A 25,213-nucleotide genomic window follows, 5' to 3' on the forward strand; every position below is an offset into this window, starting at 1 on the left:
CTCAGCGGCGCGCGGTCGCGTTCAGCGGCGCGCGGTCGCGTTCGCGCTGATCTCCACGCGCCGGTCCGGCGCCAGGCACGCGACCAGGGCCTTGTGCGCCTTGATCCTGGCGCAGTCGGCGAGCGGCTGGGTGCTGCCACGGCCTTCGGCACGGATCGCGGAGGCCGCGACCCCGCCCTCGACCAGGACCTGGCGCACCGCCTCGGCCCTGCGCTGGGAGAGCGTCAGGTTGTGGCGGGCATTGCCGAGACGGTCGGCATAGCCGACCACCAGGATGTCCTGCACCTGGCTCGCCCCGCGCACCTGCTGCAGCAGGCCTTCGATCCGCGCCCGCCCCTCGGCCGTGACCACGGCGCTGTCGAAGCCGAACAGCGCATCGGCCGACAGCCGCAGCGGCTGCTCGGGCAGCACGGCCGCCGCCTCCTGCCTGGGCTTGGGCGCGGGGGGATCGAGGATCGCGCTGCAGGTCTGCGGCTTCCAGTACTGCTGCTGGGCGATGCCCTGCTCGTCGAAGACCACCATGAACTGGCACTGGAACGGTTCCTGGCCGCGCGCGGAGCGGAAGTTGAACAGGTAGTTCCACGTGCGCACGCCCCACATGCCCTCGCCGAAATGCGGCGGGCCGAGCAGCGCGGAGAGCTGGCGCTTGCTCAGGCCGGGCGCGTACTGGCGTAGGTTGTCGACGTTCACGAAGGTGCCGCCGCGCGGGTAGGCGCGGGCGGGATCCGGGAACTCAGGCTCGGCCGCGGTCGCCGCACCGCTCTCGCGCGGCGGCGTGCCGGCGCACCCGGCGAGCGCCAGCGCCAGCAGCGCCGACCACGCGATCCATCGCTTCGATCCTGCCCTGACCTTGTCCATGCCGCGCATCCCCCGTTGCGTCTCATCCATGCCGGTCACCATTGGATGCCAGCGCCGACCGACACGCCGGCATCGCCGCGCGTGTTGGTCGTCCCGCTGAGCCGGTAGACCCAGCGGCCGCCCTCGGAGATCGCCGAGACGCCCAGCGCCACGCCGGCCTCGCCGTCGTAGCCGCTCACCGCCATCGCGGCCATGCTGCGGCCCGGTTCGTAGGCCTGCGGCAGGCCGGCGACCGCCATGGCCGAGGCCACGCCGGCCATGGCGCGATCGTCGACCCGCTGGATGTCGCGCCGGGTCTCGTTGAAGCGCTGGTCAACATAGTTGCGCGACCAGTCCTGCACTCCGGCCAGGCCGCGGTTGAACTGGGCGAAGTTGACGGCGTCGTTGTCGGCGGTGCCGGCGGCGACGTTGGTGATCTGCCGCTGCGCGCCGCTGCTGCCGACCGAGACCGTGCCGACCCGGTCGGCGACCGAGCCCGCGCCCAGCGCCACCGACCGGTCGGCGGTCGCCTGGGCGCCGCTGCCGATCGCGGTGCTGCCGCTGCCCGAGGCCACCGCGCCCGCGCCGCCGGCGGTGGCGTTGTCGCCGCTGGCCGCGGGCTGGCCCAGCCCGGCGGTATCGTTGGCGCGGAACATGCCGCCCGACTCCACCTGGATGTTCTGCAGCTGCTGATCGGTATAGGCGTTGGCCCGGTCGATGGCGTAGTTCACCCCACCCTGCAGCTGGCCCACGTTGACCGCGTCGTAGCGATCCGAGCCGTCGGCGACATGGGTCACCTTGCGCTCGCCGCCCGTGCTGCCCACCGACACCTCGCCGGCCGAGTTGCTGCTGCCGGCGGCCACGTACGCGCCGTCATAGCCGCTCTGCGCGCCGACCGAGGTGGTGGAACCGGCCCCCAGCGCCACGCTGTTGTCCTGACCGGCGCTGGCCCCCGCGCCGACCGCCACGCTGCCGGCGCCCGCGGCCGCGGCCTCCGGGCCGATCGCGACGCCATCGGTACCGGTCGCGGTCGCAGCGGCGCGGGTCGACTGCACGGCCAGATACTTCGAGCTGTAGGTCGCCGACTGCAGCTGGCCGAGCCGGGTGTTGAGGTTGACCAGGGAGTTGCTGACCGCGCCGAAGGCATCGCTGACGTTGGTGTAGCTGCTTCCGACCGTGCCGCCACTGCCGTCGATCTGGGTGATGTTGAAGGTCGGCCCGGTCCAGGTGCCGGTGCTGCTGTCGTACTGCGTGGTTCCGCCGAAGAACTGCGAGATGGCGCCGTGGGTGGCGAACAGCTGCGCGCCGTTGACCGCATCGCTGCTGGAGGCATTCACCGCCCCGGCGGCCAGATTGGAAAGCCCGACCGGCGCGCCGGACCCATTCGCGCCCAGGGTGATGTGGTCGAGCACCGCACCGTTGGCATCCACGTCGTACTGCACCGCGCGCGCGTTGAGGCTGTCCATGTCCCCGCTGACCTGCCGCAGCTGGGCCATATTGACCGCATCTTCGTCCTGTTGGCCCGCCGCCACGCCGCTGAGCGTGCGCGCCTGGCCGGAGGCGTTGCGAAAGCTCACCTGCGTGCCGCCGGTCTGCCCGGCCACGCTGACCGCCAGCGAGGTCGGGTCCTGACGCACCAGGCCGGCGGTGCCGTCCAGCAGGTTGGCGATGTTGGTGGTGTTGCTGGTCGTGCGCCCGTCGAGGTTCTCCAGCGCGGTGCCGACATTGGTGTAGTTGGCGCGGGTGCCCGTGTTGGTGCCATCGTCCAGCGCGTACACCGGCCCGCTGACCGCACCGGTGGTCGGGTCGATCGCCGCTCCGCCGCCGAGCGCGGCCACCGCCGGCGCCAGCTGGCCCACGTTCACAGCGTCGGTCTGCGCCACGCCTGCGGCGACATTGGAGATCCCGACCGGCGTGCCCGAGCCCGCCGCGCCGAGGGTGACGTGGTTCAGCACCGTACCGCCGGCGTCCACGTCGTACTGCACCACCCTCGCGCTGAGATCGTCCACGCCCCCGGAAACCGCCCGCAGCTGGGCCAGGTTGACCGCGTCTTCGTCCTGCTGGCCCGCCGCCACGCCGCTGAGCGTGCGCGCCTGGCCGGAGGCGTTGCGGAGGTCCACCTGCGTGCCGCCGGTCTGCCCGGCCACGCTGACCGTCAGCGAGGTCGGGTCCTGACGCACCAGGCCGGCCGTGCCGTCCAGCAGGTTGGTGATGTTGGTGGTGTTGCTGGTCGTGCGCCCATCCAGATTCTCCAGCGCGGTGCCGACGTTGGTGTAGTTGGTGCGGGTGCCCGTATTGGTGCCGTCGTCCAGCGCGTACACCGGCCCGCTGACCGCACCGGTGGTCGGGTCGATCGCCGCGCCCCCGCCGAGCGCGGCGACGGCCGGCGCCAGCTGGCCGACATTCACCGCATCGGTCTGCGCCACGCCGGCGGCGACATTGGAGATCCCGACCGGCGCGCCCGAGCCGGTCGCGCCGAGGGTGACGTGGTCCAGCACGACGCCGCCGGCATCCACGTCGTACATCACCGCGCCATCGCCGATGGCCTGAATCTGCGACACCGCGCCGCGCAGCTGGGCGACATTGACCGCGTCGGTATCCTGATTGCCCGCGGCGACGTGGGTCAGCTGGCGCTCGTTCCCGGCGGCGCCGATCGCCACTTCGCCGGCCGAGGTCTGCGCCGCGGTCAAGCCGTAGGCGCTGTAGCCGCTGGCCGCGCCGCGGCTGGCATTGGAGCGGTAGCCCAGCGCCACGCTGTTGGCCTGGTTGGAAGTGGCATTCGCGCCGAGGATGGTCTGGCCGTTGGCCGAGCCCGAGGCGCTGTCGCCGACCACCACCGAATGACCGAGCCTGGCGTCGTAGTTGGCATCGACGAAACCGCCGGCATACACGCTCGTCGCATCCACGCTCGGCAGGGTGTGGCTGGCGTTGGAACCGATCACCACTTCCTTGGAACCGTTCGCGGTCGCGCCTTCGCCGACCAGGGTCTGGTAGTCCTGGGCGGCGTTGACCGCCCAGCAGTCGGCGGTGATCACGCCCAGCACGTTGACGCAGTTGGTGGCATAGGCCGGTGATCCGTCCGGGAGCAGGACGCCGAGCAGGCCACCGGGATTGCCGCTGTTGACATTGGTCAGGTAGCTGTTGGACACCACACCACCGACCAGGGTCAGGTGCGAATTGCCGCCGGTCGCGGCGCCGCCGAGCGCGCCCAGCGCCGCGCCCACGGGACTGAGGGTGACCGTGGGGATGCCGAGCACGTTGACGGTGGTATAGGCCTTCTGCACGTTGTCGCTGTTCAGCGCCTGGCTGCCGTTGATCACCCAGCCGTCGCCGCCGAGCACGCTGGACAGCACCGGATCGAGCAATTCGCCCACGCCGCCGACGACGCCGCCGTTGCCGAGGACCGTGCCGGTCGAGGCGCCGGCCAGGTTGGGGGCGCTGGTGGCCTGCGCGGACACGAGCGCCGGGGTGGACAGCCGTACGCTCGCCGTGGTGGCGGGGGTCGCCACGGTGGCGGGCACGGCGACGGTCGCCGTGGTGGTCGTGCCTGAGCCGGTGTCCGATTCGGAGGTGGAAAGCCGCAGGCTCGCGCTGCTGGTCGGCGCGGCGACCGCCGTTGGCCCGGCGACCGCAGCGGTCGTGATGCGGGTCGAGCCGTCGGTCGACCCGGCGGTGGCACGCTGCACGCCCCCCTTGCCGGGCGGGGGAACGGCGGCCTCGGGCGCGGCGGTGGTCGCGGCGACTGTGCTGGTCGAGTCAGCGTCCGCCGCGATGGCCGGGGCCGTCGCGCGCACGGCGGCGCGGCGCTCGCTGGCCAGCGGCTCGGCACGCTTACCCACCGCCGATCGCGCCTGTGCCGGCGGGTTGGCAGCCTGGGGGGATGCAGGCTGGGGCACGTAGGCGTCGTCCGCGGTGGCGTACTTGTCCACCAGGGCCCGCAGGTCTTCCAGTCGCGGATCGACCTGCTGGGCGTGCAGACCGGCGCATGGCAAGGCCAGGAGTGCGGCCACGCAGGCGCCGGCCAGACGGCTGGCGGCGACACGTCGAGGCGTCCCGACACGCCGGGAGGTGGCTTGCCTGGGTCGCGCAAGTTCGGAGACGGCCACTAACGCGCCGAGCCTGAAGTTCCATATCAAGCGATAGATGCGATTCATGCGCCCCCCTGATTACGTCAGTGATTTAAATTCCGTTAAATGGTCGTTACCTGCGTGTTGCGTGGGATTAGAGCGCGCGTCCAGGGCGAGTTAGAGCACCGTTCCGGCACGACCATAGGAAATAACGGGCAGCGAATATCCCGTTTCGGCAAAGAACCGGCGGTTCACGTGGGTTTGACGCGACTAAATACGGGATTCGAGCGCCGACTTCGGAAAGCGGCAGCCTTCAAGGCGTGAATATCGCTAACCGATCGGCGTTATTTCGAAAGTGCAGGCTCGCGCTGGTTACCGGAAGCGAAACAGGTAAGCAATACTGCTCATGCGACCGGCCACCGCCACGACGCTCGCGGCAGCGGCGGGATTGCTAATCGATCAATCAGGGAACGGCGCGAACGCGCCGTTCTTCACATGCGCCAGAGGCCGACAGGTGGGCTGCGCAGCAGTGTGTCGCTCGGTAGTTCGCCGAAGAGCTGCCGATACTTGCCGGCGAACTTGGACAGGTCCCAGAGCCCGCAATTCAGGGCGATCGATTTGACCGAATGGCGGCTGGCGTCGCCGGCGGAGAGGCTGCGGTTTGCGATGGACAGGCGCAGCATGGACAGATAGCGGTTGGGCGAGATGCCCAGCAGGTCATCGAAGGTGTAGCGCAGCGTGCGCTCGCTGACGCCGACCGCATCGCAGATCTCCTGCATGTACACGTTCCTGTGCAGATGCAGGCGCATGAAATCCTCGGCGCGGCGCAGGATCCGGTAATGCATGAGCCTGCCGCGCGAACACCTGGGACGGTCGGTGGGCGCGGCGGCGAACTTGGCCATCAGATGCGCGCGCACGTAGGCGCTCGCACCTTCCTGGCGATCGCCTTGGCCCGGCGGCGGGCCGGGTTCCCGCACCCGCCTGGCGAGACGCGTGGCCAGTTGTTCCAGCCTGCGCGCGGTCGCCTCGCCGGAAGGCTTGAACAGGCGCACGTACTGCCCGACCGCTGGCAGCGAGGGCCCAAGACCGAGTTCGGAAAGATGCTGCCTCAAGGCGCTCTGCGGCGTCAGCACCAGCGTAAGCCTGGAACCCGCGCCGAGGACGAACTCGCTGCTCGCGCCCGGCAGTACGGTGAGCGCCACGCCCGTCTCCATGTCCACGCCGTGGCACCAACTGGCGTGAGGCTCGGTCTGATGCACGTAGCCGAACAGGCACCAGTCCGGCGGCAGCGTGAATCGCCCTCTGAAACGGAACGTGGTGCCCACCGAATAGACCAGCGCGTCCTGATCGATGAACGTCTCCACCGTCGGGCGCGCCGCATGTCGCTCCAGCAGCACCACGTCCAGGTCGCAGACCTTCAACACACCGGCCAGCGTGGCCAGGTCCAGCGGCGCCCCTCCAGCCTGATCCACTTTCGATATCCGCTTCGACCGCGCGTCTTCCATCCCTGTCCCCCTTGGATTCCGGCCGTCGAAGTATCCCGAGACCGCGCGTTCCGCGCGAACCACGCAACGCGATGGATAAACTATGCACCGACTCTTACGGGTTGTCACATACCGGGATCACATTCGACATTTGCGGTTCGCCTATTAAGCGCATTCCGCAAAGCGCAGCGCAGGCCACATCCCCCCGATGCATCCCGCCTTGGCGATGCTTATAGGTCCGCGACACCTGTTATCGATATGTATACACGGCTGCTGCGACCGCACATTCCATTATCTGGAACAACGCGCGATAACGCGGCAAGCGGTAATCGCTGGATGCCGTCCACGGACTTGCGACCGCTTCCCCGTCCCTCTCGGCGCGACGGGGCGTCACTACGCCGATCAGGATCCTTTCCTCGGACCATTGTCCAAGGCTCGCATCCGACCGAAAAGCCCACGGACACATGGTCATACGGAATGGATGGCGTCGTACAGCGTTCAATGGCTGCACGCGTGTAATGGCGCAGGCCGGGTGATATCCGGCGGTGCTGGCCGCGCTCTCTCGTCACGGGCTCACGCTGCGCTCTCGCATCACGGACTCCCAACGCGCAGCGCGCTTGGCGACATCCCGAAGGCGGCCGCCATCGTGAGCGAGGGCCATTGAGGACCGCCGGAACGACCGCTGGATACGGCGCCCTGACGCAGAAAGCCCGGCACGGGGCCGGGCTTTCTGGTGTCGCGCTTCAAGGGGACAATCAGGCGGCGGTCTTCTCGCCGACCTGGTAATCCTCGATCTGGTCGAAGTTCATGTAGCGGTAGATGTCGGCGGCGTTGGCATCGAGCACGCCGATGTCGGCCATGTACTCGGCCTTGGTCGGGATGCGTCCCAGACGCGAGCAGATGGCGGCCAGTTCCGCCGAACCCAGGTACACGTTGGAGTTGCGGCCCAGGCGGTTGGGGAAGTTGCGGGTCGAGGTGGAGAACACGGTCGCGCCCTCCTTCACCTGCGCCTGGTTGCCCATGCACAGCGAGCAGCCCGGCATCTCCATGCGCGCGCCGGCGGTGCCGAAGGTGCCGTAATGGCCTTCCTTGGTCAGTTCGGCGGCGTCCATCTTGGTCGGCGGGGCGACCCACAGCTTGGTCGGGATGTCGCGCTTGCCTTCCAGCAGCTTGGAGGCGGCACGGAAGTGACCGATGTTGGTCATGCACGAGCCGATGAAGACTTCATCGATCTTGGCGCCGGCCACTTCGGACAGGGTCTTCACGTCGTCCGGATCGTTCGGGCAGGCCAGGATCGGCTCATGCACGTCGGCCAGGTCGATCTCGATCACCGCGGCGTACTCGGCGTCGGCATCGGCCTTGAGCAGCTGCGGATCGGCCAGCCACGCCTTCATCTTGTCGATGCGGCGCTGCAGGCTGCGCGGGTCCTTGTAGCCCTGTTCGATCATCCAGCCCAGCAAGGTGATGTTGCTGTTGATGTACTCGATGATCGGCTCCTTGTTGAGGTGCACGGTGCAGCCGGCGGCCGAGCGCTCGGCCGAGGCATCGGACAGCTCGAAGGCCTGTTCGACCTTCAGGTCCGGCAGGCCCTCGATCTCCAGGATGCGGCCGGAGAAGATGTTCTTCTTGCCCTGCTTGGCCACGGTCAGCAGGCCCTGCTTGATCGCGTACAGCGGGATCGCGTTGACCAGGTCGCGCAGCGTCACGCCCGGCTGCAGCGTGCCCTTGAAGCGCACCAGCACCGACTCGGGCATGTCCAGCGGCATCACGCCGGTGGCCGCGGCGAAGGCGACCAGGCCCGAGCCGGCCGGGAACGAGATGCCCACCGGGAAGCGGGTGTGCGAATCGCCGCCGGTGCCCACGGTGTCGGGCAGCAGCATGCGATTGAGCCAGCTGTGGATCACGCCGTCGCCAGGGCGCAGCGAGATGCCGCCGCGGGTGGAGATGAACTCCGGCAGGGTGTGGTGGGTCTTGACGTCCACCGGCTTCGGGTACGCGGCGGTGTGGCAGAACGACTGCATGACCAGGTCGGCCGAGAAGCCCAGGCAGGCCAGGTCCTTCAGCTCGTCGCGGGTCATCGGGCCGGTGGTGTCCTGCGAGCCGACCGAGGTCATCTTCGGCTCGCAGTAGGTGCCCGGGCGCACGCCCTGGCCTTCCGGCAGGCCGATGGCGCGGCCGACCATCTTCTGCGCCAGCGAGAAACCCTTGCCGGTGTCGGCCGGCTGCTGCGGCAGGCGGAACAGGTCGGTGGCCGGCAGGCCCAGCGCCTCACGCGCCTTGGCGGTCAGGCCGCGGCCGATGATCAGCGGGATGCGGCCACCGGCGCGCACCTCGTCGAACAGCACCTCGGACTTGACCTTGAACTCGGCGATGACCTGGCCGTCCTTCAGCGCCTTGCCCTCGTACGGGCGCAGCTCGATCACATCGCCCTGCTCCATCTGCGACACGTCCAGCTCGATCGGCAGCGCGCCGGCATCTTCCATGGTGTTGTAGAAGATCGGGGCGATCTTGGAGCCCAGGCACACGCCGCCGAAGCGCTTGTTGGGGATGTACGGAATGTCCTGCCCGGTCCACCACAGCACGCTGTTGGTCGCGGACTTGCGCGAGGAGCCGGTGCCGACCACGTCGCCGACGTAGGCGACCAGGTGGCCCTTGTCCTTCAGGTCGGCGATGGCCTGGATCGGGCCGCGCTTGCCGTCTTCCTCCGGCACGAACGGCGCGCCTTCGCGCTTGTTCTTCAGCATCGCCAGGGCGTGCATCGGGATGTCCGGGCGCGTGGTGGCGTCCGGGGCCGGCGAGAGGTCGTCGGTATTGGTCTCGCCCGGCACCTTGAACACCGTCAGGGTCATGGACGCCGGCACTTCCGGCTTGCTGGTGAACCATTCGGCATCGGCCCAGCTCTGCAGCACGGCCTTGGCGTTGGCATTGCCGGCATCGGCCTTTTCCTTGACGTCGTGGAACGCGTCGAACACCAGCAGGGTCTGCTTCAGGCCGTCGGCGGCGATGGCACCGACGGTGGCATCGTCCAGCAGCTCGATCAGCGGATGCACGTTGTAGCCGCCGAGCATGGTGCCCAGCAGTTCGGTGGCGCGCTCGCGGCTGATCAGCGGGTTGCGCTCGCTGCCGAACGCCAGCGCGGCCAGATAGCTGGCCTTGACCTTGGCCGCGTCGTCCACGCCGGCCGGCACGCGGTGGGTGATCAGGTCGACCAGGAAGTCGGCCTCGCCCGCCGGCGGGTTCTTCAGCAGCTCGATGACCTGCGCGGTCTGCTGGGCGGTCAGCGGCAGCGGCGGGATGCCCAGCGCGGCGCGCTCGGCAACGTGGTGGCGATAGGCTTCCAACATGTGCGACTCCGGTACGTAACGTGTGTGAAGAGAAAGCGGGTCAGACCCGCGGCGCGATCAGCTTCAGTCCCTTGAAGTAGTCGCGGTAGAAGGCGTGGTTGTGGGTGATCAGCGCATCGCACTGCAGCAGCGCGTGGGCCCCGATCAGGAAATCGGGCAGCGCATGCGGCCCGCCGCCGCGCTGGCGGTAGCGGCGCTGCATCTCGCCCGCGCGCAGGGCCGACTTGGATTCCAGCGCGCTGAAATGGATGCCCATCTCCTCCAGCACCGTCAGCGCCTCGGCGCCGTTGCGCAGCGCGCTGCAGACTTCGGCCAGGGCGATGTCGCAGACCACCACCCGGCCGCTGGCCAGGCACTGGCGCAGGCAGGCCTCGGCCGCATCGGCCTGCGGACCGTCGGTCAGCAGGTCCACCAGCACGGGCGAATCGATGGCGATCACGGCCGCGGAATCAGCGCTTGGCCGGCTCGCGGGCGGCGCGCACGGCCGCTTCGGGCGAGTCGAACCCATCCAGGGCGAAACGGCCGCGCGCCTTGGAGATCGCATCGTCCACGCTCTTGCGCAGGACGATGCGGCTGCCGTCCAGTTCCACCTTGAGCAGCGTGCCCTTGGTCAGCCCCAGGGCGTCACGCACCGCCTTGGGCAGCGTGATCTGGCCGCGTTCGGCAACGGTGGCTTCCATCGGTGCTCCTCTTGAAGTATGCACGGATTATACATACTTGGATCTCCATACCGATAGCGGAATCGTGCGCCACCCGCCACATCCGGGGCCGCCCGGACACCCTTCAGTCACGCCGGAAGGCCGATACTGAACAGCGAGGCCGTCATCGAACAGCCAGCGTCGGGCCACCGGGTCGCGGCGCAAGTCACCTCGAACAGGAGCCCGAGCATGAGCGACACCTTCAACACCCGCAGCACGCTGGACGTGGCGGGGACCTCGTATACGTACTTCAGCCTTCCCCGGCTCGGCGAGCGCTTCGACATCGCCCGCCTGCCCTACTCCATGAAGATCCTGTTGGAGAACCTGCTGCGCGGGGAGGACGGGGTCAGCGTCACGCCCGAGCACATCGAGGCGGTCGCCAAGTGGGACGCCAAGGCCGAGCCGGACACCGAGATCGCCTTCATGCCCGCGCGCGTGGTGCTGCAGGACTTCACCGGCGTGCCCTGCGTGGTCGACCTGGCCGCCATGCGCGATGCGGTGGTCAAGCTGGGCGGCAAGGCCGAGCAGATCAATCCGCAGATTCCTTCCGAACTGGTGATCGACCATTCGGTGCAGGTGGACGTGTTCGGCAAGCCCGACGCGCTGGACCTCAACGGCAAGATCGAATTCCAGCGCAATGCCGAGCGCTACAGCTTCCTGCGCTGGGGGCAGAAGGCGTTCAACGACTTCAAGGTGGTGCCGCCCAACACCGGCATCGTCCACCAGGTCAACCTGGAACACCTGGCGCGCGTGGTCATGACCGCCTACAAGGACGGCGTGACCTACGCCTATCCGGACACGGTCTTCGGCACCGACTCGCACACCACCATGATCAACGGCATCGGCGTGCTGGGCTGGGGCGTGGGCGGCATCGAGGCCGAGGCCGCGATGCTGGGCCAGCCCTCCTCGATGCTGATCCCGCAGGTGGTGGGCTTCGAACTCACCGGCAAGCTGCCCGAGGGCGCCACGGCGACCGACCTGGTGCTGACGGTCACCCAGATGCTGCGCAAGCTGGGCGTAGTGGGCAAGTTCGTGGAGTTCTACGGCGAGGGCCTGCGGCACCTGCCGCTGGCCGACCGCGCCACCATCGGCAACATGGCGCCCGAATACGGGGCGACCTGCGGCATCTTCCCGGTCGATGCCGAGTCGCTGAACTACCTGCGCCTGTCCGGCCGCAGCGAGGACCATATCGCCCTGGTCGAGGCCTACGCCAAGGCCCAGGGCCTGTGGCACGACGCCAGCAGCCCGCATGCGCAGTACAGCGCCACCCTGCACCTGGACATGGGCGAGGTGAAGCCCTCACTGGCCGGCCCCAAGCGCCCGCAGGACCGCGTCCTGCTCAGCGACATGCGGAAGAACTACCGCGACAGCCTGGTGCCCTTCGCCGAGGCGCGCGAGAAGAAGCGCGCCAGCGACGTGCGCCAGGAAGAGCGCCTGGCCAACGAAGGCGGCGGCGGCACGGCCGTCGGCGCCCAGGAGTCGGTCAACGAGCCGGCGGCCAGCAGCGGCGCGGGCTGGGAGCTGAAGGACGGCGCGGTGGTGATCGCCGCGATCACCTCCTGCACGAACACCTCCAACCCGGCGGTGATGCTCGGCGCCGGCCTACTGGCGCGCAATGCGGTGGCCAAGGGCCTCAAGGCCGCGCCCTGGGTCAAGACCTCGCTGGGCCCGGGCTCGCTGGTGGTCACCGACTACCTGAAGAAGGCCGGCGTCATGGACGACCTGGAGAAGCTCGGCTTCTACCTGGTCGGCTACGGCTGCACCACCTGCATCGGCAACTCCGGTCCGCTGCCGGAGGACGTCTCGGCCGCCATCGCCAAGGGCGATCTGGTGGTGACCTCGGTGCTGTCGGGCAACCGCAACTTCGAAGGCCGCGTGCACCCGGAAGTGAAGATGAACTACCTGGCCTCGCCGCCGCTGGTGGTGGCCTATGCGATCGCCGGCACCACCGACATCGACCTGACCACCCAGCCGCTGGGCAAGGGCAGCGACGGCCAGGACGTGTACCTCAAGGACATCTGGCCGACCAACAAGGAGATCGGCGACTTCATCGCCAAGACCATCGGCCCGGAGATGTTCAAGAAGAACTACGCCGACGTGTTCAAGGGCGACAGCCGCTGGAACAACATCGCCTCGCCCGACGGCGGCCTGTACCAGTGGGACGCCAAGTCGACCTACATCAAGAACCCGCCCTACTTCGACGGCATGTCCGCCGAATCGGGCACCATCGACGACGTGCATGGCGCGCGGGTGATGGGCATCTTCGGCGACTCGATCACCACCGACCACATCTCCCCGGCCGGCAACATCAAGAAGGACTCGCCGGCGGGCCGCTTCCTGCAGGAGCGCGGCGTCCAGCCGGCCGACTTCAACAGCTACGGCAGCCGCCGCGGCAACGACGATGTGATGGTGCGGGGCACCTTCGCCAACATCCGCATCAAGAACCTGGTGTTCGGCGGCGAGGAAGGCGGCAACGCGCTGTACTACCCCAAGGCCGGCGGCGCGCCGGAGAAGCTGGCGATCTACGACGCGGCGATGAAGTACAAGGCCGACGGCGTGCCGCTGGTGGTGCTGGCCGGCAAGGAGTACGGCACCGGCTCCTCGCGCGACTGGGCGGCCAAGGGCACCAACCTGCTGGGCGTCAAGGCGGTGGTCGCCGAGAGCTTCGAGCGCATCCACCGCTCCAACCTGGTCGGCATGGGCGTGCTGCCGCTGCAGTTCAAGAACGGCGAGAACGCGCAGACCTTGGGGCTGGACGGCTCGGAGGTGATCGACATCACCGGCCTGCAGGATGGCGCCTCCAAGACCGCACAGGTCGTGGCCAAGAAGGCCGACGGCGGCGAGGTCAGGTTCGAGGTGCGTGTCCTGCTGCTGACGCCGAAGGAAGTCGAGTACTTCCGCCACGGCGGCCTGCTGCACTACGTCCTGCGCCAACTCGCCGCGAAACAGGCGGCCTGAGGCCGGACCGCGTCGGACCAAGCTCCGCTCCTGCGCCCGCGCCGGAGCGGAGCATCGCGGCACGCTCCACCGCTTCCGCTGCCCCAGCGACAAATCCACCATCGACGTTCCCGCAGACGCGGGAACCTGGGGATTTCCGCACCGCGCGCCAGGAACGCTGGATTCCCGCTTTCGCGGGATGGCGGGGGCCCGTCTGTCCGTCGCCGAGACGATCGAAGCGGGCGCTGCATAGGCTGCCCCTGCCCTCACCTCTCCCGCGCAAAGCCGCTCGACCGCGCTTCCTTTCCCCCTCGCTCAAGCCGCCGAGCCCAGCCGAGAGCCGCTGACCATTCGGAAAGGTATGGAAAGATTCCGGTTTGCGGCGACTGCCGGTATGCTCATCGCGATTTTTCGGGGGAAACGCCGGATCGGCCGGCCGCGCCTCGACCCTAGCACCCTGGGAGGGGCTTGACACGATGACGCAGGAACGGCCCTGGTTTGCCAGCTATCCCGCGGGAATTCCGCACGAAATCGACGTCGACGAGTACCGCTCGATCGTCGATGTCCTGGAGACCGCGATCTCCAGCTACCGCGACAAGCCGGCGTTCTCCAACTTCGGCAAGGTGCTGACCTACGCCGACATCGATCGCCTGAGCCAGCAGATGGCCAGCTACCTGCTGCATGAGCTCAAGCTCAAGCGCGGGGACCGCGTGGCGGTGATGATGCCCAACTGCCTGCAGTACCCGGTCTCGATCTTCGGCATCCTGCGCGCCGGGCTGACCGTGGTGAACGTCAACCCGCTCTACACCGATCGCGAGCTGCACCACCAGCTGCACGATGCCGGCGTCTCCACGCTGATCGTGGTCGACAACTTCGGCGTCACAGCGCAGAAGGCGCTGGAAGGCAGCGGCGTGCGCCATGTCATCACCACCGCGCTGGGCGACCTGCTCGGCTTCCCCAAGGGCCCGCTGGTCAACTTCGTCCTGAAGTACGTCAAGAAGATGGTGCCCGATTACGAGATCGCCGGCGCCGTGCGCTTCAAGGACGTGCTGCGCCTGGGCAGCAGGCCGCTGCCCAAGCTGGACATCCAGCCCGAGGACATCGCCTTCCTGCAGTACACCGGCGGCACCACCGGCGTGGCCAAGGGCGCGATGCTGACCCACCGCAACCTGGTGGCCAACATGCAGCAGGCCTCGACCTGGGTCGGCATCAAGACGCGGCCCGGCGAGGAGTACATCATCACCGCGCTGCCGCTGTACCACATCTTCGCGCTGACGGCGAACTGCCTGGTCTTCATGAAGTTCGGCGGCCTCAACCATCTGGTCACCAATCCGCGCGACATGAAGGGCTTCGTCAAGGAGCTCTCCAAGGCACCGTTCACCGCGATCACCGGCGTCAACACCCTGTTCAACGGCCTGCTCAACACCCCGGGCTTCGACCAGATCGACTTCAGCCATCTGCGGCTGACCCTGGGCGGCGGCATGGCGGTGCAGCGCAGCGTGGCCGAGCGCTGGAAGAAGGTCACCGGCGTCACCCTGATCGAAGCCTACGGCCTGACCGAGACCTCCCCGGCCGCGTGCATCAACCCGATGGACCTGACCGACTACAACGGCGCCATCGGCCTGCCCGTGCCCTCGACCGACTGCTGTCTCAAGGATGACGACGGCAACACCCTGCCCGGCGGCGACGACACCGTCGGTGAGCTGTGCATCAAGGGCCCGCAGGTCATGAAGGGCTACTGGAACCGCCCGGACGAGACCGCCAAGGTGATCGACGCCGAGGGCTGGCTGCACACCGGCGACATGGCCCGCATGGACGCGCGCGGCTTCTTCTATATCGTCGACCGCAAGAAGGACATGATCCTGGTGTCCGGCTTCAACGTGTATCCCAACGAGATCGAGGACGTGATCGCCGGCATGCCCGGCGTGCTGGAAGTGGCCGCCGTCGGCGTGCCCGACGAGCACTCCGGCGAGGTGGTCAAGGTCTTCATCGTGCGCAAGGATCCGGCCCTGAGCGAGGCCGACGTCAAGGCGTTCTGCCGCGAGAACCTCACCGGCTACAAGCAGCCGCGCCGGATCGAGTTCAGGGACGAGCTGCCCAAGAGCAACGTCGGCAAGATCCTGCGCAAGGAACTGCGCCAGCAGGAGAAGGCCGCGCGCTGAACACGCCGGCAGGCGGTCGCCGGCATCACGCCGGCGCGCCACACATTTCGGGAAGTGTGCACCCGCCGCAGGCCGCCGACGAGGGCTTCTGCGCGCTTTGGTGATTGCTATCACACTAAAAACGGGCCTTCGACCGAGTTACTCTAAGTCATTGAGTCACGGGCTTTTTTTGACGCATTTAACACTTGGTTCAGGTGTAGGATCGGCGTCGCCGCGGCCCCCGACGCGGCGACGACCCCCTTCTCTCTCTCACGCCCTTCAAGAGATCGCCGCCATGAACCTGATCGAAAAGCTCCAGCCGCGTCAGCGCACCTACTCCACCATCCGCACCGAAACGACCCACGAGGGCAACGCGCACTGGCTGTACATGCATGCCGATGCCGCCACCGGCGTGCGCCCGTGCTGCCGCAAGGACATGCTCGACGAGATGTGGTCGGTGATGAACCAGATCACCCTGCCCCCCTCGCAACGCGCCAGCGGCGCGCTGCGCCACTTCGTGCTGGCCTCGGATGCGGCCGCCTACAACCTGGGCGGCGATCTGAACCTGTTCACCCAACTGATCCGCGAAGGCAACCGCGACCGCCTGCTGGCCTATGCCCAGCGCTGCGTTGAGGGCGTGCACCACCTGCACGTGGGCTTCGGCGGCGACGTGCGCAGCATCGCGCTGATCCAGGGCGATGCGCTGGGCGGCGGCCTGGAGATGGCGCTGGCCTGCCACACCATCGTGGCCGAGGAAGGCTGCGGCATGGGCCTGCCGGAGGTGCTGTTCGGCCTGTTCCCGGGCATGGGCGCCTATTCGTTCCTGTGCCGTCGCGTGGCGCCACAGGTGGCCGAGAAGATCATCCTGGAAGGCCGCGTCTACAGCAGCGAGGAGATGTACAAGCTGGGCGTGGTCGACATCCTGGTGCCCAAGGGCCAGGGCGTGGCGGCCGTCGAGGACCTGATCCGCACCCAGCGCCGCATTCCGCACTCCTATCTTGCGATGAACGCGGCCCGCAACCTGGCCCAGGCCGTCAGCTACGACGAACTGATGGAGATCACCAAGGTGTGGGTGGAGACCGCGCTGGCCCTGGGCGACAAGTCGCTGCGGACCATGGACCGCCTGGTCAAGGCGCAGACCCGCCGCGCCAGCCTGGACGTGGTCGCCTGAGCCCGCAGGCATGGATCCCGGCCCGGCCGACAGGCCGGGCGGCCTCTGGGCCACACACGAAAGCAGCAGCGCCCCGTCGCCTGGGGCGCGGAAAGATCAGCGCTCGCCGCCGTCGCGCGCCTTGCGGCGCTGCTGCGCGCGCACGGTCAGCGCCTCGCGGCCCATGCGGAAGTGGCCATCGAGCTGATGCATGCGCTGGCGCCATTCGGCCAGCATCTGCCAGTCGGCCATGCGCATGAACTGACCGCTCTCCTCGGCCAGACGCGACATGCCCAGGTTGCCGGCCACACCCTTGAGCGCATGGGCATGCTCGCGCATGCGGTCCCAGTCCTGCGCCTCGCCGGCGCGCAGCATGCCGTGGAAGCAGGCCTCGGCGTCGTTGAGGCATTGCTGGATGAATTCCTGCTCGAAGGTCTCGCCCATGCCCAACTGCAGGAGTTCGTCGAGCACGCGCGGATCGAACACCTCGGCCTGGCTGGCGCCGGTCGGCTCGTTGCCGCGTACCACCGCCAGCTTGCCCTGAGGCTGGCGCAGGCTGCCGTTGACCGCGATGTCGTTGAGCGTATCGAGCAGCTTGCTCGCGACCACCGGCTTGGCCAGGAAGGCATGGGCGCCGGCCTGTTCGCAGCTGCTGATCGACTGCGGGGTCACATCGGCGCTGAGCACCACCACCGGCGTACGCGGCGCCCCGCCGGCCTGCATCACGCGCAGTTCCTTGAGCAGGTCCAGGCCGCTCATGCCGGGCATGTGCAGGTCGATGATCGCCGCGTCGTAATCGGTCACCGCCAGGGCGTCGAGCACCTCCTCGCCGCCGTTGACGCAGGCGACCCGGTGCCCCGCCTTCTGCAGCAGGCGCTGCAGCACCATGCGGTTGGCCTCGTGGTCGTCGGCCACCAGGATCTGCATGCTGCGCACGCGCGCCCGGTGGCGCAGGAAGGGATCTGAGAAGGCGATCACGTTCTCGGAACGCGCCTGCGGCGCGGCACCCGCCTCGGCGGCCTCCTCGGCGACATCGATCTCCTCGGCCAGTGCCGGCACCATCGGCGTGGCGCCGGATACGACCACGTCGAACGGTACCTCGACCCAGAAGGTGCTGCCCAGGCCGACTTCGCTTTCGAAGCCGATGGACCCGCCCATGGCCTCGGTCAGGCCCTTGGCGATGGCCGCGCCCAGGCCGGTGCCGCCGTAGCGGCGGCTCAGGCTCACGTCGGCCTGTTCGAACGCCTCGAACAGCCGATCCTGCAGACGCGGCGGGATGCCCACGCCGGTGTCGATCACGGTGAAGCGCAGACGCACGCGCGCGTCGATCGACGGCACGGTGGCGACCTGGATGCGCACGCCGCCGCGGTCGGTGAACTTGACCGCGTTGCCGACCAGGTTGATCAGCACCTGGCGCAGGTGGCGCGCGTCGCCCATCAGCGTGGCCGGCACGTCGTCGGCGAAGTGCACGGTGTAGTCCAGCCTCTTGGCCCTGGCCTGCGGCAGCATGATGAAGCCGACGTGCTTGACCAGTTCGCGCGGGGCGAACTCGCTGATGTCCAGGCGCAGCTTGCCGGCCTCGATCGCCGAGATGTCCAGCACCTCCTCCACCAGCGCCAGCAGGCTGCGGGCGGAGGCCTGGATGGTGTTCAGGCATTCGCGCTGCTCGGCATCCAGGCGCGTGGTCGCCAGCACCTCGGTCATGCCCGACAGGCCGTTGAGCGGGGTGCGGAACTCGTGGCTCATGTTGGCCAGGAAGCGGCTCTTGGCCTCGCTGGCGCGGCGCGCATCGGCGCTGGCGCGGGTCAGCTTGCGCAGCAGGTTGGAGAAGTACAGCGGCACCGCGGCCAGGCCGCCGACCAGGCCGATCGCCAGCTTCAGATTCGCCAGCCAGTAGTCGGTCATCAGCACGGTCGTGGTGAAGCTGACCATCGCCATGGCCACGGCCAGGTACAGGTAGTTGTTGCCGTAGCGCATGCCGTTGCCGACGGTGACCCACATCACCACCACGTATACCCAGCTCAGCGGCTCGCCCATCTGGATCATGCCGGCGGCCATCAGCCCGTAGTCTGCCAGCATGCCGATGATCCGGCGCGTGTCCGAGCGCTCCGGGCGCAGCCACATCCACACCAGCAGCACGCAGCCCAGGCTCAGGCCGCTGAGCACGATGGCCAGCACGCCCTGGTACTGATGGACGGGCAGCTGTGCCCGCACCGGCGGCAGCAGCACGTACATCAGGATCAGGCTGATCAGCGCGATCCGGACCACCGCCTGGCCGTGCTCGTTGTCGCGGCGCACCGGCAGGCGCAGTTTGAACTGTTGCAGCAGGGCGGCCATGGGACTACTCCAATCCTGGGCGTGCTTGCAGCGTCGAATAGCGGTCGCAGATCTGGTCCAGCCGCTCGCGGCCGCGGAACAGCGCGTCCACGCAGGCCGGGTCGAACAGGCGCCCACGCTGCGCGTAGAGGTAGGCCAGCGCCGCATCGCGCGTCCAAGCCGGCTTGTAGGGACGCGCGGAGATCAGCGCGTCGAACACGTCGGCCACCGCCACGATGCGCGCCTCGATCGGGATCTGCTCACCACGCAGCCCGTCGGGATAGCCGCTGCCGTCGAAACGCTCGTGGTGGCGCAGGGCGATGATCGCGCCGGTCTGGATCAGCCGGTTCTGGCTGCCGCTGAGCAGTTCGTGGCCGATCTTCGGGTGCCGGCGCATGATCGCCAGCTCATCGGCATCCAGCGGGCCGGGCTTCATCAGCACCGCGTCGGGGATGGCGATCTTGCCCATGTCGTGCAGCGGCGCGGCCAGCTCGATGGCGCGCACGTCCTCCTCGCCCATGCCCAGCTGCTCGGCCACCAGGGCGGCGATGCGCGCCATGCGCTCCAGGAAGGCGCTGGTGCCGCTGTCGCGGTACTCGATGGCGCGGGCCAGGCGCGAGAGCGTCTCGCGCTCGCGCTCCTCGACCTCGTGCATGCTCGACAGCAGGCGCTGCTCCAGCGACAGGGCACGCTGTTTGACGTTCTCCGACTGCTGGCGCAGCTGCAGCAGGTTGCGGCAGCGGGCGCGCAGTTCGCGCGGGCGCACCGGCTTGACCAGAAAATCGATGACCCCGGCCTCCAGCGCGGCCTGGCGGATCGGTTCGTCGCCGACCACGGTGATCAGGATCACCGGGATGTCGCGGTGCATCGGCAGGCGGCGGAAGCGTCGGGCGAACTCCAGCCCGTCCATGCCCGGCATGCGGTAGTCCAGCAGCAGCAGGTCGGTGCGGTGCTGGCTGCACCACTCCAGCGCCACCTGCGGGTCGCCGAAGTCGTGCACCGCCAGTTCGGTGGCGATGTCCTCGATCACGTGGCGCAGCATGGTGCGCGCGGACGCCTGGTCGTCGATGATGACGATGTTCAATTCGCTACCTGCGCCATTGGGCCAGCGCTGCTGGTCCGTCGGGGAGGACACCGCTGTGAAGACGCGGCTCGGGGTCAGCATGAAACACCACCTCTCGGGGGATACGAGGCTGCCAGGATGTGAAGGGAACCCGCCGCATCGGGTTCCCCCGCCCCTGACGCCGACGTGTTTCCACGGGTCGAAGGCTCTACCAAGCATGAAGCATGCCACCGAACCCGCCGTGAGCGTATCAGTGCGGCATGCCCCGTATCCCTTGGCGGAAACGTCCGACCCGTCCGCGAGCGGCCAGACGCGCCATTTCCGGCGTCAGCCGCCCGCGAGGCATTTTGTTTCTTTTGCAACCATCAAGGCGTCCAGGCGGCCGGCGTGCCCGGATGCGTCACTTTTCAACCCTGGGCCTCGGGCCGCATGTAGGGGAACAGCAGCACGTCGCGGATCGAGGAGGTGCCGGTCAGCAGCATGACCAGGCGGTCGATGCCGATGCCCAGGCCGCCGGTCGGGGCCAGGCCGTACTCCAGCGCGCGGATGTAGTCGGCGTCGAAATGCATGGCCTCGTCGTCGCCGCTGTCCTTGGCCTCGACCTGGGCACGGAAGCGCGCGGCCTGGTCTTCCGGGTCGTTGAGCTCGGAGAAGCCGTTGGCGATCTCCTTGCCGTTGATGAACAGCTCGAAGCGGTCGGTGTACCCCGGCTCGGTATCGCTGGAACGCGCCAGCGGCGAGACCTCGACCGGGTGATCGGTGATGAAGGTCGGCTGCACCAGGGTGTGCTCGACGGTGGCCTCGAAGATCTCCAGCAGCAGCTTGCCCCAGCCCCAGGACGGCTTGACCCGGATCCCCAGCCGCTCGGCGTGGCGCCGCAGCGCATCGCGGTCGGTGCAGTCGGCCGCGCTGATCTCCGGGTTGTGGTGGCGCACGGCCTCGTCCATGCGCCAGCGGCGGAACGCCGGGCCCAGGTCGATCCGCGCACCGTCCCACTCGACCTCGGTGGTGCCGAGCACGGTCTGCGCGGCATGGCGGATCACGCCCTCGGTCAGGTCCATCACCTCGTGGTACGTGGCGTAGGCCTCGTACAGTTCGAGCATGGTGAACTCGGGGTTGTGGCGCGTGGAGACGCCTTCGTTGCGGAAGTTGCGGTTGATCTCGTACACGCGCTCCAGGCCGCCGACGACCAGGCGCTTGAGATACAGCTCCGGCGCCACGCGCAGGTACAGCTGCAGGTCCAGCGCGTTGTGATGCGTGGTGAACGGCTTGGCCGTGGCGCCGCCGGGGATGTAATGCATCATCGGCGTCTCCACTTCCAGGAAGCGGCGCGCGTCGAGCCAGGCGCGGATGGCGCGGATGATCTTGCTGCGCTTGATGAACACCTCGCGCGACTCGGGCGTCACGATGAGATCGACGTAGCGCTGGCGATAGCGCTGCTCGACATCGCTCAGGCCGTGCCATTTGTCCGGCAGCGGGCGCAGCGACTTGGTCAGCAGGCGCAGCGCGGTGGCCTTGACCGACAGTTCGCCGGTCTTGGTCCGGGTCAGCGTGCCTTCCACCGCGATGATGTCGCCCACGTCCCAGCCCTTGAACGCGGCATAGGCCTCGCCCAGCGTATTGCCCTGCAGGAACAGTTGTATGCGACCGGACTCGTCCTGCACCTGCGCGAAGCTGGCCTTGCCCATCACCCGCTTGGCCATGAGCCGCCCGGCGAGCTTGACGTGGCGGTCCAGGCCCTCGAGCACCTCGGCGCTGAAGGTGTCCGCATCGGCGAACTCGGCCTGCAGGTCGCCGGCGTAGCTCTCACGCTTGAAGTCGTTGGGATAGGCGATGCCCTGCCCGCGCAGCGCGGTGAGCTTGCCGCGGCGCTCGGCGATGAGGCTGTTCTCGTCGGTGGGCGTGGTGGTGGGCTGGTCGGTCATGGGGGGAGGAGTGAGTGGAGAGGAGTGAGGAGTGGGCAAGAGCGGGAGGCGGCCAGCGTGGCGGCAGGAACGGCACGCCTCGACACGCTGCGCATTCCGCTGCGCTCACTCCCGTGCTTCAGGCATCGATGCGCTTGGCGCCCGCATCCAGGCCGGACTTCAGGCTCGCCTCGAGGAACTCGTCCAGGTCGCCGTCGAGCACCTTCTGCGTGTCCGAGCGCTCCACGCCGGTGCGCAGGTCCTTGATGCGGCTCTGGTCGAGCACGTAGTTGCGGATCTGGCTGCCCCAGCCGATGTCGGACTTGGTGGCCTCCAGCGCGTTCTTCTCGGCGTTGCGCTTCTGGATCTCGATCTCGTAGAGCTTGGCCTTGAGCATCTTCATGGCGCGGTCGCGGTTGGCGTGCTGGCTGCGCTCGGTCTGGCAGGCCACCACCACGCCGGACGGCACGTGGGTGATGCGCACGGCCGACTCGGTCTTGTTGACGTGCTGGCCGCCGGCGCCGGAGGAACGGTATACGTCGGTCTTCAGGTCGGCCGGGTTGATCTCGATGTCGATGTTGTCGTCGACTTCGGGCGAGACGAACACGCTGGTGAAGCTGGTATGGCGGCGGTTGTCCGAATCGAACGGCGACTTGCGCACCAGCCGGTGCACGCCGATCTCGGTCTTGAGCCAGCCGTAGGCATAGTCGCCCTCCACGCGGAAGGTCGCCGACTTGATGCCGGCCACTTCGCCGGCCGAGGCCTCCATCAGCTCGACCTTCCAGCCGCGGCCTTCGGCCCAGCGCAGGTACATGCGCAGCAGGATCTCGGCCCAGTCCTGGGCCTCGGTGCCGCCGGCGCCGGCCTGGATGTCGACGAAGGCGTTGGTGGCGTCCATCTCGCCGGAGAACATGCGCTGGAATTCCAGCTTGTCCACGTCGCGGGCGTAGCGCTCGACGTCGGCGACCACGGCGTTGGCGGTGTCCTCGTCGGACTCCATTTCGGCCAGCTCCAGCAGTTCGCTGGCGCCGTTGAGCCCCTCGGTCAGGTCGCGGATGCCGTTGACCGTGCGGTCCAGCTGCGCGCGCTCGCGGCCCAGGCCCTGGGCGCGCTCGGGATCGTTCCAGATATCGGGGTTTTCGAGCTCGCGCTCGACTTCTTCCAGACGCTCGCGCTTGGCGTCGTAGTCAAAGATACCCCCTGAGCGAACCCAGCCGCTCGGTCAGGTCGGCGATGCGCTGGCGGATGGGATTGAGTTCGATCATGGCAGCGATGCGATGCGTGGCAATGGATAGCCCGCCATTCTAGCAAGACTGCCCTGTGGGCCTCTTTTTCGACGTCCTGGGCGCTCATTGTCACGATCTCTGGCGCCTCGCCGTCGCATCGGCCCTTCCTTCCGATCTTGGCCGCGCGGAGCGAATGCGCTTCGGCTTCGGGGGGGCAGCGGTTCGGCGGGCCGTGGCCGCTTGTCCCTCGGTCAGGGCATCCTGCCCTGACTCGGGCGCTCGGCGTCCTGCCTCGCTCGTCGCGGCCAGGGCCCGCCGGCCCGCTGCCTCGCGCGTCACGTCAGAAGTCTTCGATTCAAAAGAAAGCGCTGCACCGAAGGATTCCCGATCCATCGGCCGCGGCGCCTCGACCCAGCCGGGTATGGCGGAGAGCGGGCCAGGGATGGCCCGCGGCGGCGAGTCCGCCATGGATGGCGGGCCGAGCCGAGGAGCCAGGCCCGGCCGGGTCGAGGCGGGTCGGCGAAGTACGCTCGTCGGCCTCGCCCGAGTTCCGGCCAACCGCTGCCGGAATCGCGCGCCGGCAGTGCTCGCTCAGACCGCCGCGCGCAGCGCCGGTTGGCCGGCGTCCGAGTCGGCCGGATGCGCCAGCAGCCGCGTGGCCAGGGTGCGTGCGGCGGCGCGCAGCTCGGGCACGGCGGTGATCTCCCACAGCTGGCCGCGCAGCAGCGGGCCCAGGCAGTACAGGCCGGGCACCGGGGCGCCCGAGCGGTCGCTCACCCGCAAGCGGTCGTCCACGGCCACACCCAGGCCCAGCGGGTCCGCGCCCAGCAGCCCCGCGTCGCGCAGCGTGGCCACCAGCGGGTGGCTGGTGCGCTCGATGTCCGTATCCAGTCCGGTGGCCCGGATCAGGACATCGAAGTGACCGACCCAGGCGCTGGTGGCGCCGCGCGGCCGCACCAGCGCCTCGACCTCTCGCGCGCCAAGCCGCGCGCGCAGCAGGCGCCCGGCCAGCACGCGCAGCTGGCCACCGTTCTGCAGGGCCTGCAGCTGCTCGGCGACCCGCGGCGCCACGCGATGCCGCATCGCCTCCCAGTGCGAGCGCAGATGGCGCAGGAAACGGGCGCGGTCGGCGGTGTCCAGTCCGCGCCAGAACGGTTGCAGATGCGGTCGCAGCGCATCGACGATGCGCCGCCAGTCGTCCACGACGGCGGAAAGCTGGCGCAGCGTGCGCACCAGCCCGCGCAGGTCGTGGTCGCGCAGGCTCTGCTGCACGCTGGGCGGCAGTTCCAGCGGCGCTCCGGGCGTGTCCAGGTGGGCCAGCGGCATCAGGCCGTGGCGCGAAAGCACGGTGATCGGCCCGCGGTGGTCGCGCTGGCGCAGGGTCACCACCACGTCGGCCATGGTCAGGCCGGTGCCGACGATCAGCAGCCGCGCGTGCGGCGGGAGGGCGTCGATCGCCCCGTCCTGCCACGGCCAGCCGATGTAACGCCGGTCCACCGCCAGGCGCGGGCCGACGCCGGCCAGGCGCTGCGGCGGCAGCGCGCCCACGCACAGCACCACGCGTTCGCTGAGGAAGTCCTCGCCATTGCCCAGCAGCACGCGGAAGCCGCCGGGCACGCGGTCCACCGCGATCACTTCCTCCTCGATCCGGGCGAAATTGCGCGCCTGCGCGGTGGCCTGGTGCAGCTGGTCCTGCAGATAGTCGCCGTACGCCAAGCGCGGCAGGAACCCCAGCCGCCCGCCCTCGCCCAGGGCCAGCGCGTCGGCGAACCCGGTCGGCGCGTCGGCGACCAGACCCAGGTCCTTGGCGCGCGCGTTGAGCAGGTGTTCGGGCCGCGCGGCGCCATAGGCCACGCCGCGGCCGAAGGTCTCCGGCTGGCCGACCAGCGCGATCCGGGTCTGCGGCCCGCCCTGGCGCAACAGTTCCGCTGCAAGTGCGCTCCCACAGAAGCCGGCCCCGATCAGGGTGATGTGCATGGCGATCCTTCCTGTCTCCCAGCGGAACGCCCATCTGACCGCAGCCCGATGCGCCCGGTGTAAAGGAGG

14 protein-coding genes are annotated in these 25,213 nt (G+C 68.8%); 3 read left to right on the forward strand and 11 right to left on the reverse strand.

Annotated elements, in window-relative coordinates; all coding sequences use genetic code 11:
• Positions 1-21: 21 nt before the first annotated feature.
• The 6 genes from LAJ50_RS10780 to LAJ50_RS10805 form a co-directional block, all read right to left on the reverse strand.
• Positions 22-888 (reverse strand): OmpA family protein, encoded by an 867-nt coding sequence (locus LAJ50_RS10780; RefSeq protein WP_224096297.1) that lies wholly within the window; start codon positions 886-888, stop codon positions 22-24.
• 5 nt (positions 889-893) lie between these two features.
• Positions 894-4,991, reverse strand: coding sequence for a YadA-like family protein (locus LAJ50_RS10785; RefSeq protein ID WP_130552435.1), 4,098 nt, complete (start codon positions 4,989-4,991; stop codon positions 894-896).
• 404 nt (positions 4,992-5,395) lie between these two features.
• A complete protein-coding gene (locus LAJ50_RS10790) occupies positions 5,396-6,376 on the reverse strand; it encodes a helix-turn-helix domain-containing protein (RefSeq protein WP_224096298.1) in 981 nt (326 codons plus the stop codon).
• Positions 6,377-7,143: 767 nt separating this feature from the next.
• Positions 7,144-9,732, reverse strand: a complete 2,589-nt coding sequence (gene acnB, locus LAJ50_RS10795; RefSeq protein ID WP_130552436.1) for a bifunctional aconitate hydratase 2/2-methylisocitrate dehydratase — start codon at positions 9,730-9,732, stop codon at positions 7,144-7,146.
• A 40-nt stretch (positions 9,733-9,772) separates the two neighbouring features.
• A complete protein-coding gene (locus tag LAJ50_RS10800; protein ID WP_130518614.1) occupies positions 9,773-10,171 on the reverse strand; it encodes a type II toxin-antitoxin system VapC family toxin in 399 nt (132 codons plus the stop codon).
• Positions 10,172-10,181: 10 nt separating this feature from the next.
• Positions 10,182-10,412: an AbrB/MazE/SpoVT family DNA-binding domain-containing protein gene (locus LAJ50_RS10805; RefSeq protein ID WP_130518617.1), complete on the reverse strand. Its 231-nt coding sequence runs from the start codon at positions 10,410-10,412 to the stop codon at positions 10,182-10,184.
• Positions 10,413-10,619: 207 nt separating this feature from the next.
• Between LAJ50_RS10805 and acnA the strand changes: the two genes are divergently transcribed.
• The 3 genes from acnA (at position 10,620) to LAJ50_RS10820 (ending at position 16,679) form a co-directional block, all read left to right on the forward strand.
• Positions 10,620-13,388, forward strand: a complete 2,769-nt coding sequence (acnA, locus tag LAJ50_RS10810; protein ID WP_138651000.1) for an aconitate hydratase AcnA — start codon at positions 10,620-10,622, stop codon at positions 13,386-13,388.
• Positions 13,389-13,843: 455 nt separating this feature from the next.
• A complete protein-coding gene (locus LAJ50_RS10815; protein ID WP_138650999.1) occupies positions 13,844-15,529 on the forward strand; it encodes an AMP-binding protein in 1,686 nt (561 codons plus the stop codon).
• 274 nt (positions 15,530-15,803) lie between these two features.
• Positions 15,804-16,679, forward strand: coding sequence for a crotonase/enoyl-CoA hydratase family protein (locus LAJ50_RS10820; protein WP_138650998.1), 876 nt, complete (start codon positions 15,804-15,806; stop codon positions 16,677-16,679).
• 96 nt (positions 16,680-16,775) lie between these two features.
• Here the strand turns inward: LAJ50_RS10820 and LAJ50_RS10825 are convergent, their stop codons facing one another.
• The 5 genes from LAJ50_RS10825 to LAJ50_RS10845 form a co-directional block, all read right to left on the reverse strand.
• Positions 16,776-18,995, reverse strand: a complete 2,220-nt coding sequence (locus LAJ50_RS10825) for an ATP-binding protein (protein ID WP_138650997.1) — start codon at positions 18,993-18,995, stop codon at positions 16,776-16,778.
• A 4-nt stretch (positions 18,996-18,999) separates the two neighbouring features.
• A complete protein-coding gene (locus LAJ50_RS10830) occupies positions 19,000-20,139 on the reverse strand; it encodes a two-component system response regulator (protein ID WP_130552442.1) in 1,140 nt (379 codons plus the stop codon).
• Positions 20,140-20,444: 305 nt separating this feature from the next.
• On the reverse strand, positions 20,445-21,962 hold the full coding sequence (gene lysS / locus LAJ50_RS10835) for a lysine--tRNA ligase (protein ID WP_138650996.1): 1,518 nt from the start codon (positions 21,960-21,962) through the stop codon (positions 20,445-20,447).
• A gap of 118 nt (positions 21,963-22,080) precedes the next feature.
• A protein-coding gene (gene prfB / locus LAJ50_RS10840) for a peptide chain release factor 2 (protein ID WP_130552444.1) occupies positions 22,081-23,206 on the reverse strand; the annotation gives its coding sequence in 2 pieces (ribosomal slippage) (positions 22,081-23,130 and positions 23,132-23,206; 1,125 coding nt in all).
• 552 nt (positions 23,207-23,758) lie between these two features.
• The gene (locus tag LAJ50_RS10845) at positions 23,759-25,144 is read right to left on the reverse strand and encodes an FAD/NAD(P)-binding protein (protein ID WP_138650995.1); all 1,386 of its coding nucleotides are present in this window, start codon (positions 25,142-25,144) and stop codon (positions 23,759-23,761) included.
• Positions 25,145-25,213 lie beyond the last annotated feature (69 nt).

The sequence above is a fragment of the Pseudoxanthomonas sp. X-1 genome, assembly GCF_020042665.1.
Lineage (GTDB): Bacteria > Pseudomonadota > Gammaproteobacteria > Xanthomonadales > Xanthomonadaceae > Pseudoxanthomonas_A > Pseudoxanthomonas_A spadix_A.

Bases quoted from the DNA above. Each gene is read 5' to 3' on its own strand.
- LAJ50_RS10785 (WP_130552435.1), bottom strand. From the start codon at position 4,991: ATGAATCGCATCTATCGCTTGATATGGAACTTCAGGCTCGGCGCGTTA.
- LAJ50_RS10845 (WP_138650995.1), bottom strand. From the start codon at position 25,144: ATGCACATCACCCTGATCGGGGCCGGCTTCTGTGGGAGCGCACTTGCA.
- LAJ50_RS10815 (WP_138650999.1), top strand. From the start codon at position 13,844: ATGACGCAGGAACGGCCCTGGTTTGCCAGCTATCCCGCGGGAATTCCG.
- lysS (WP_138650996.1), bottom strand. From the start codon at position 21,962: ATGACCGACCAGCCCACCACCACGCCCACCGACGAGAACAGCCTCATC.
- LAJ50_RS10825 (WP_138650997.1), bottom strand. From the start codon at position 18,995: ATGGCCGCCCTGCTGCAACAGTTCAAACTGCGCCTGCCGGTGCGCCGC.
- acnB (WP_130552436.1), bottom strand. From the start codon at position 9,732: ATGTTGGAAGCCTATCGCCACCACGTTGCCGAGCGCGCCGCGCTGGGC.
- LAJ50_RS10780 (WP_224096297.1), bottom strand. From the start codon at position 888: ATGGATGAGACGCAACGGGGGATGCGCGGCATGGACAAGGTCAGGGCA.
- acnA (WP_138651000.1), top strand. From the start codon at position 10,620: ATGAGCGACACCTTCAACACCCGCAGCACGCTGGACGTGGCGGGGACC.
- LAJ50_RS10820 (WP_138650998.1), top strand. From the start codon at position 15,804: ATGAACCTGATCGAAAAGCTCCAGCCGCGTCAGCGCACCTACTCCACC.
- LAJ50_RS10830 (WP_130552442.1), bottom strand. From the start codon at position 20,139: ATGCTGACCCCGAGCCGCGTCTTCACAGCGGTGTCCTCCCCGACGGAC.
- LAJ50_RS10805 (WP_130518617.1), bottom strand. From the start codon at position 10,412: ATGGAAGCCACCGTTGCCGAACGCGGCCAGATCACGCTGCCCAAGGCG.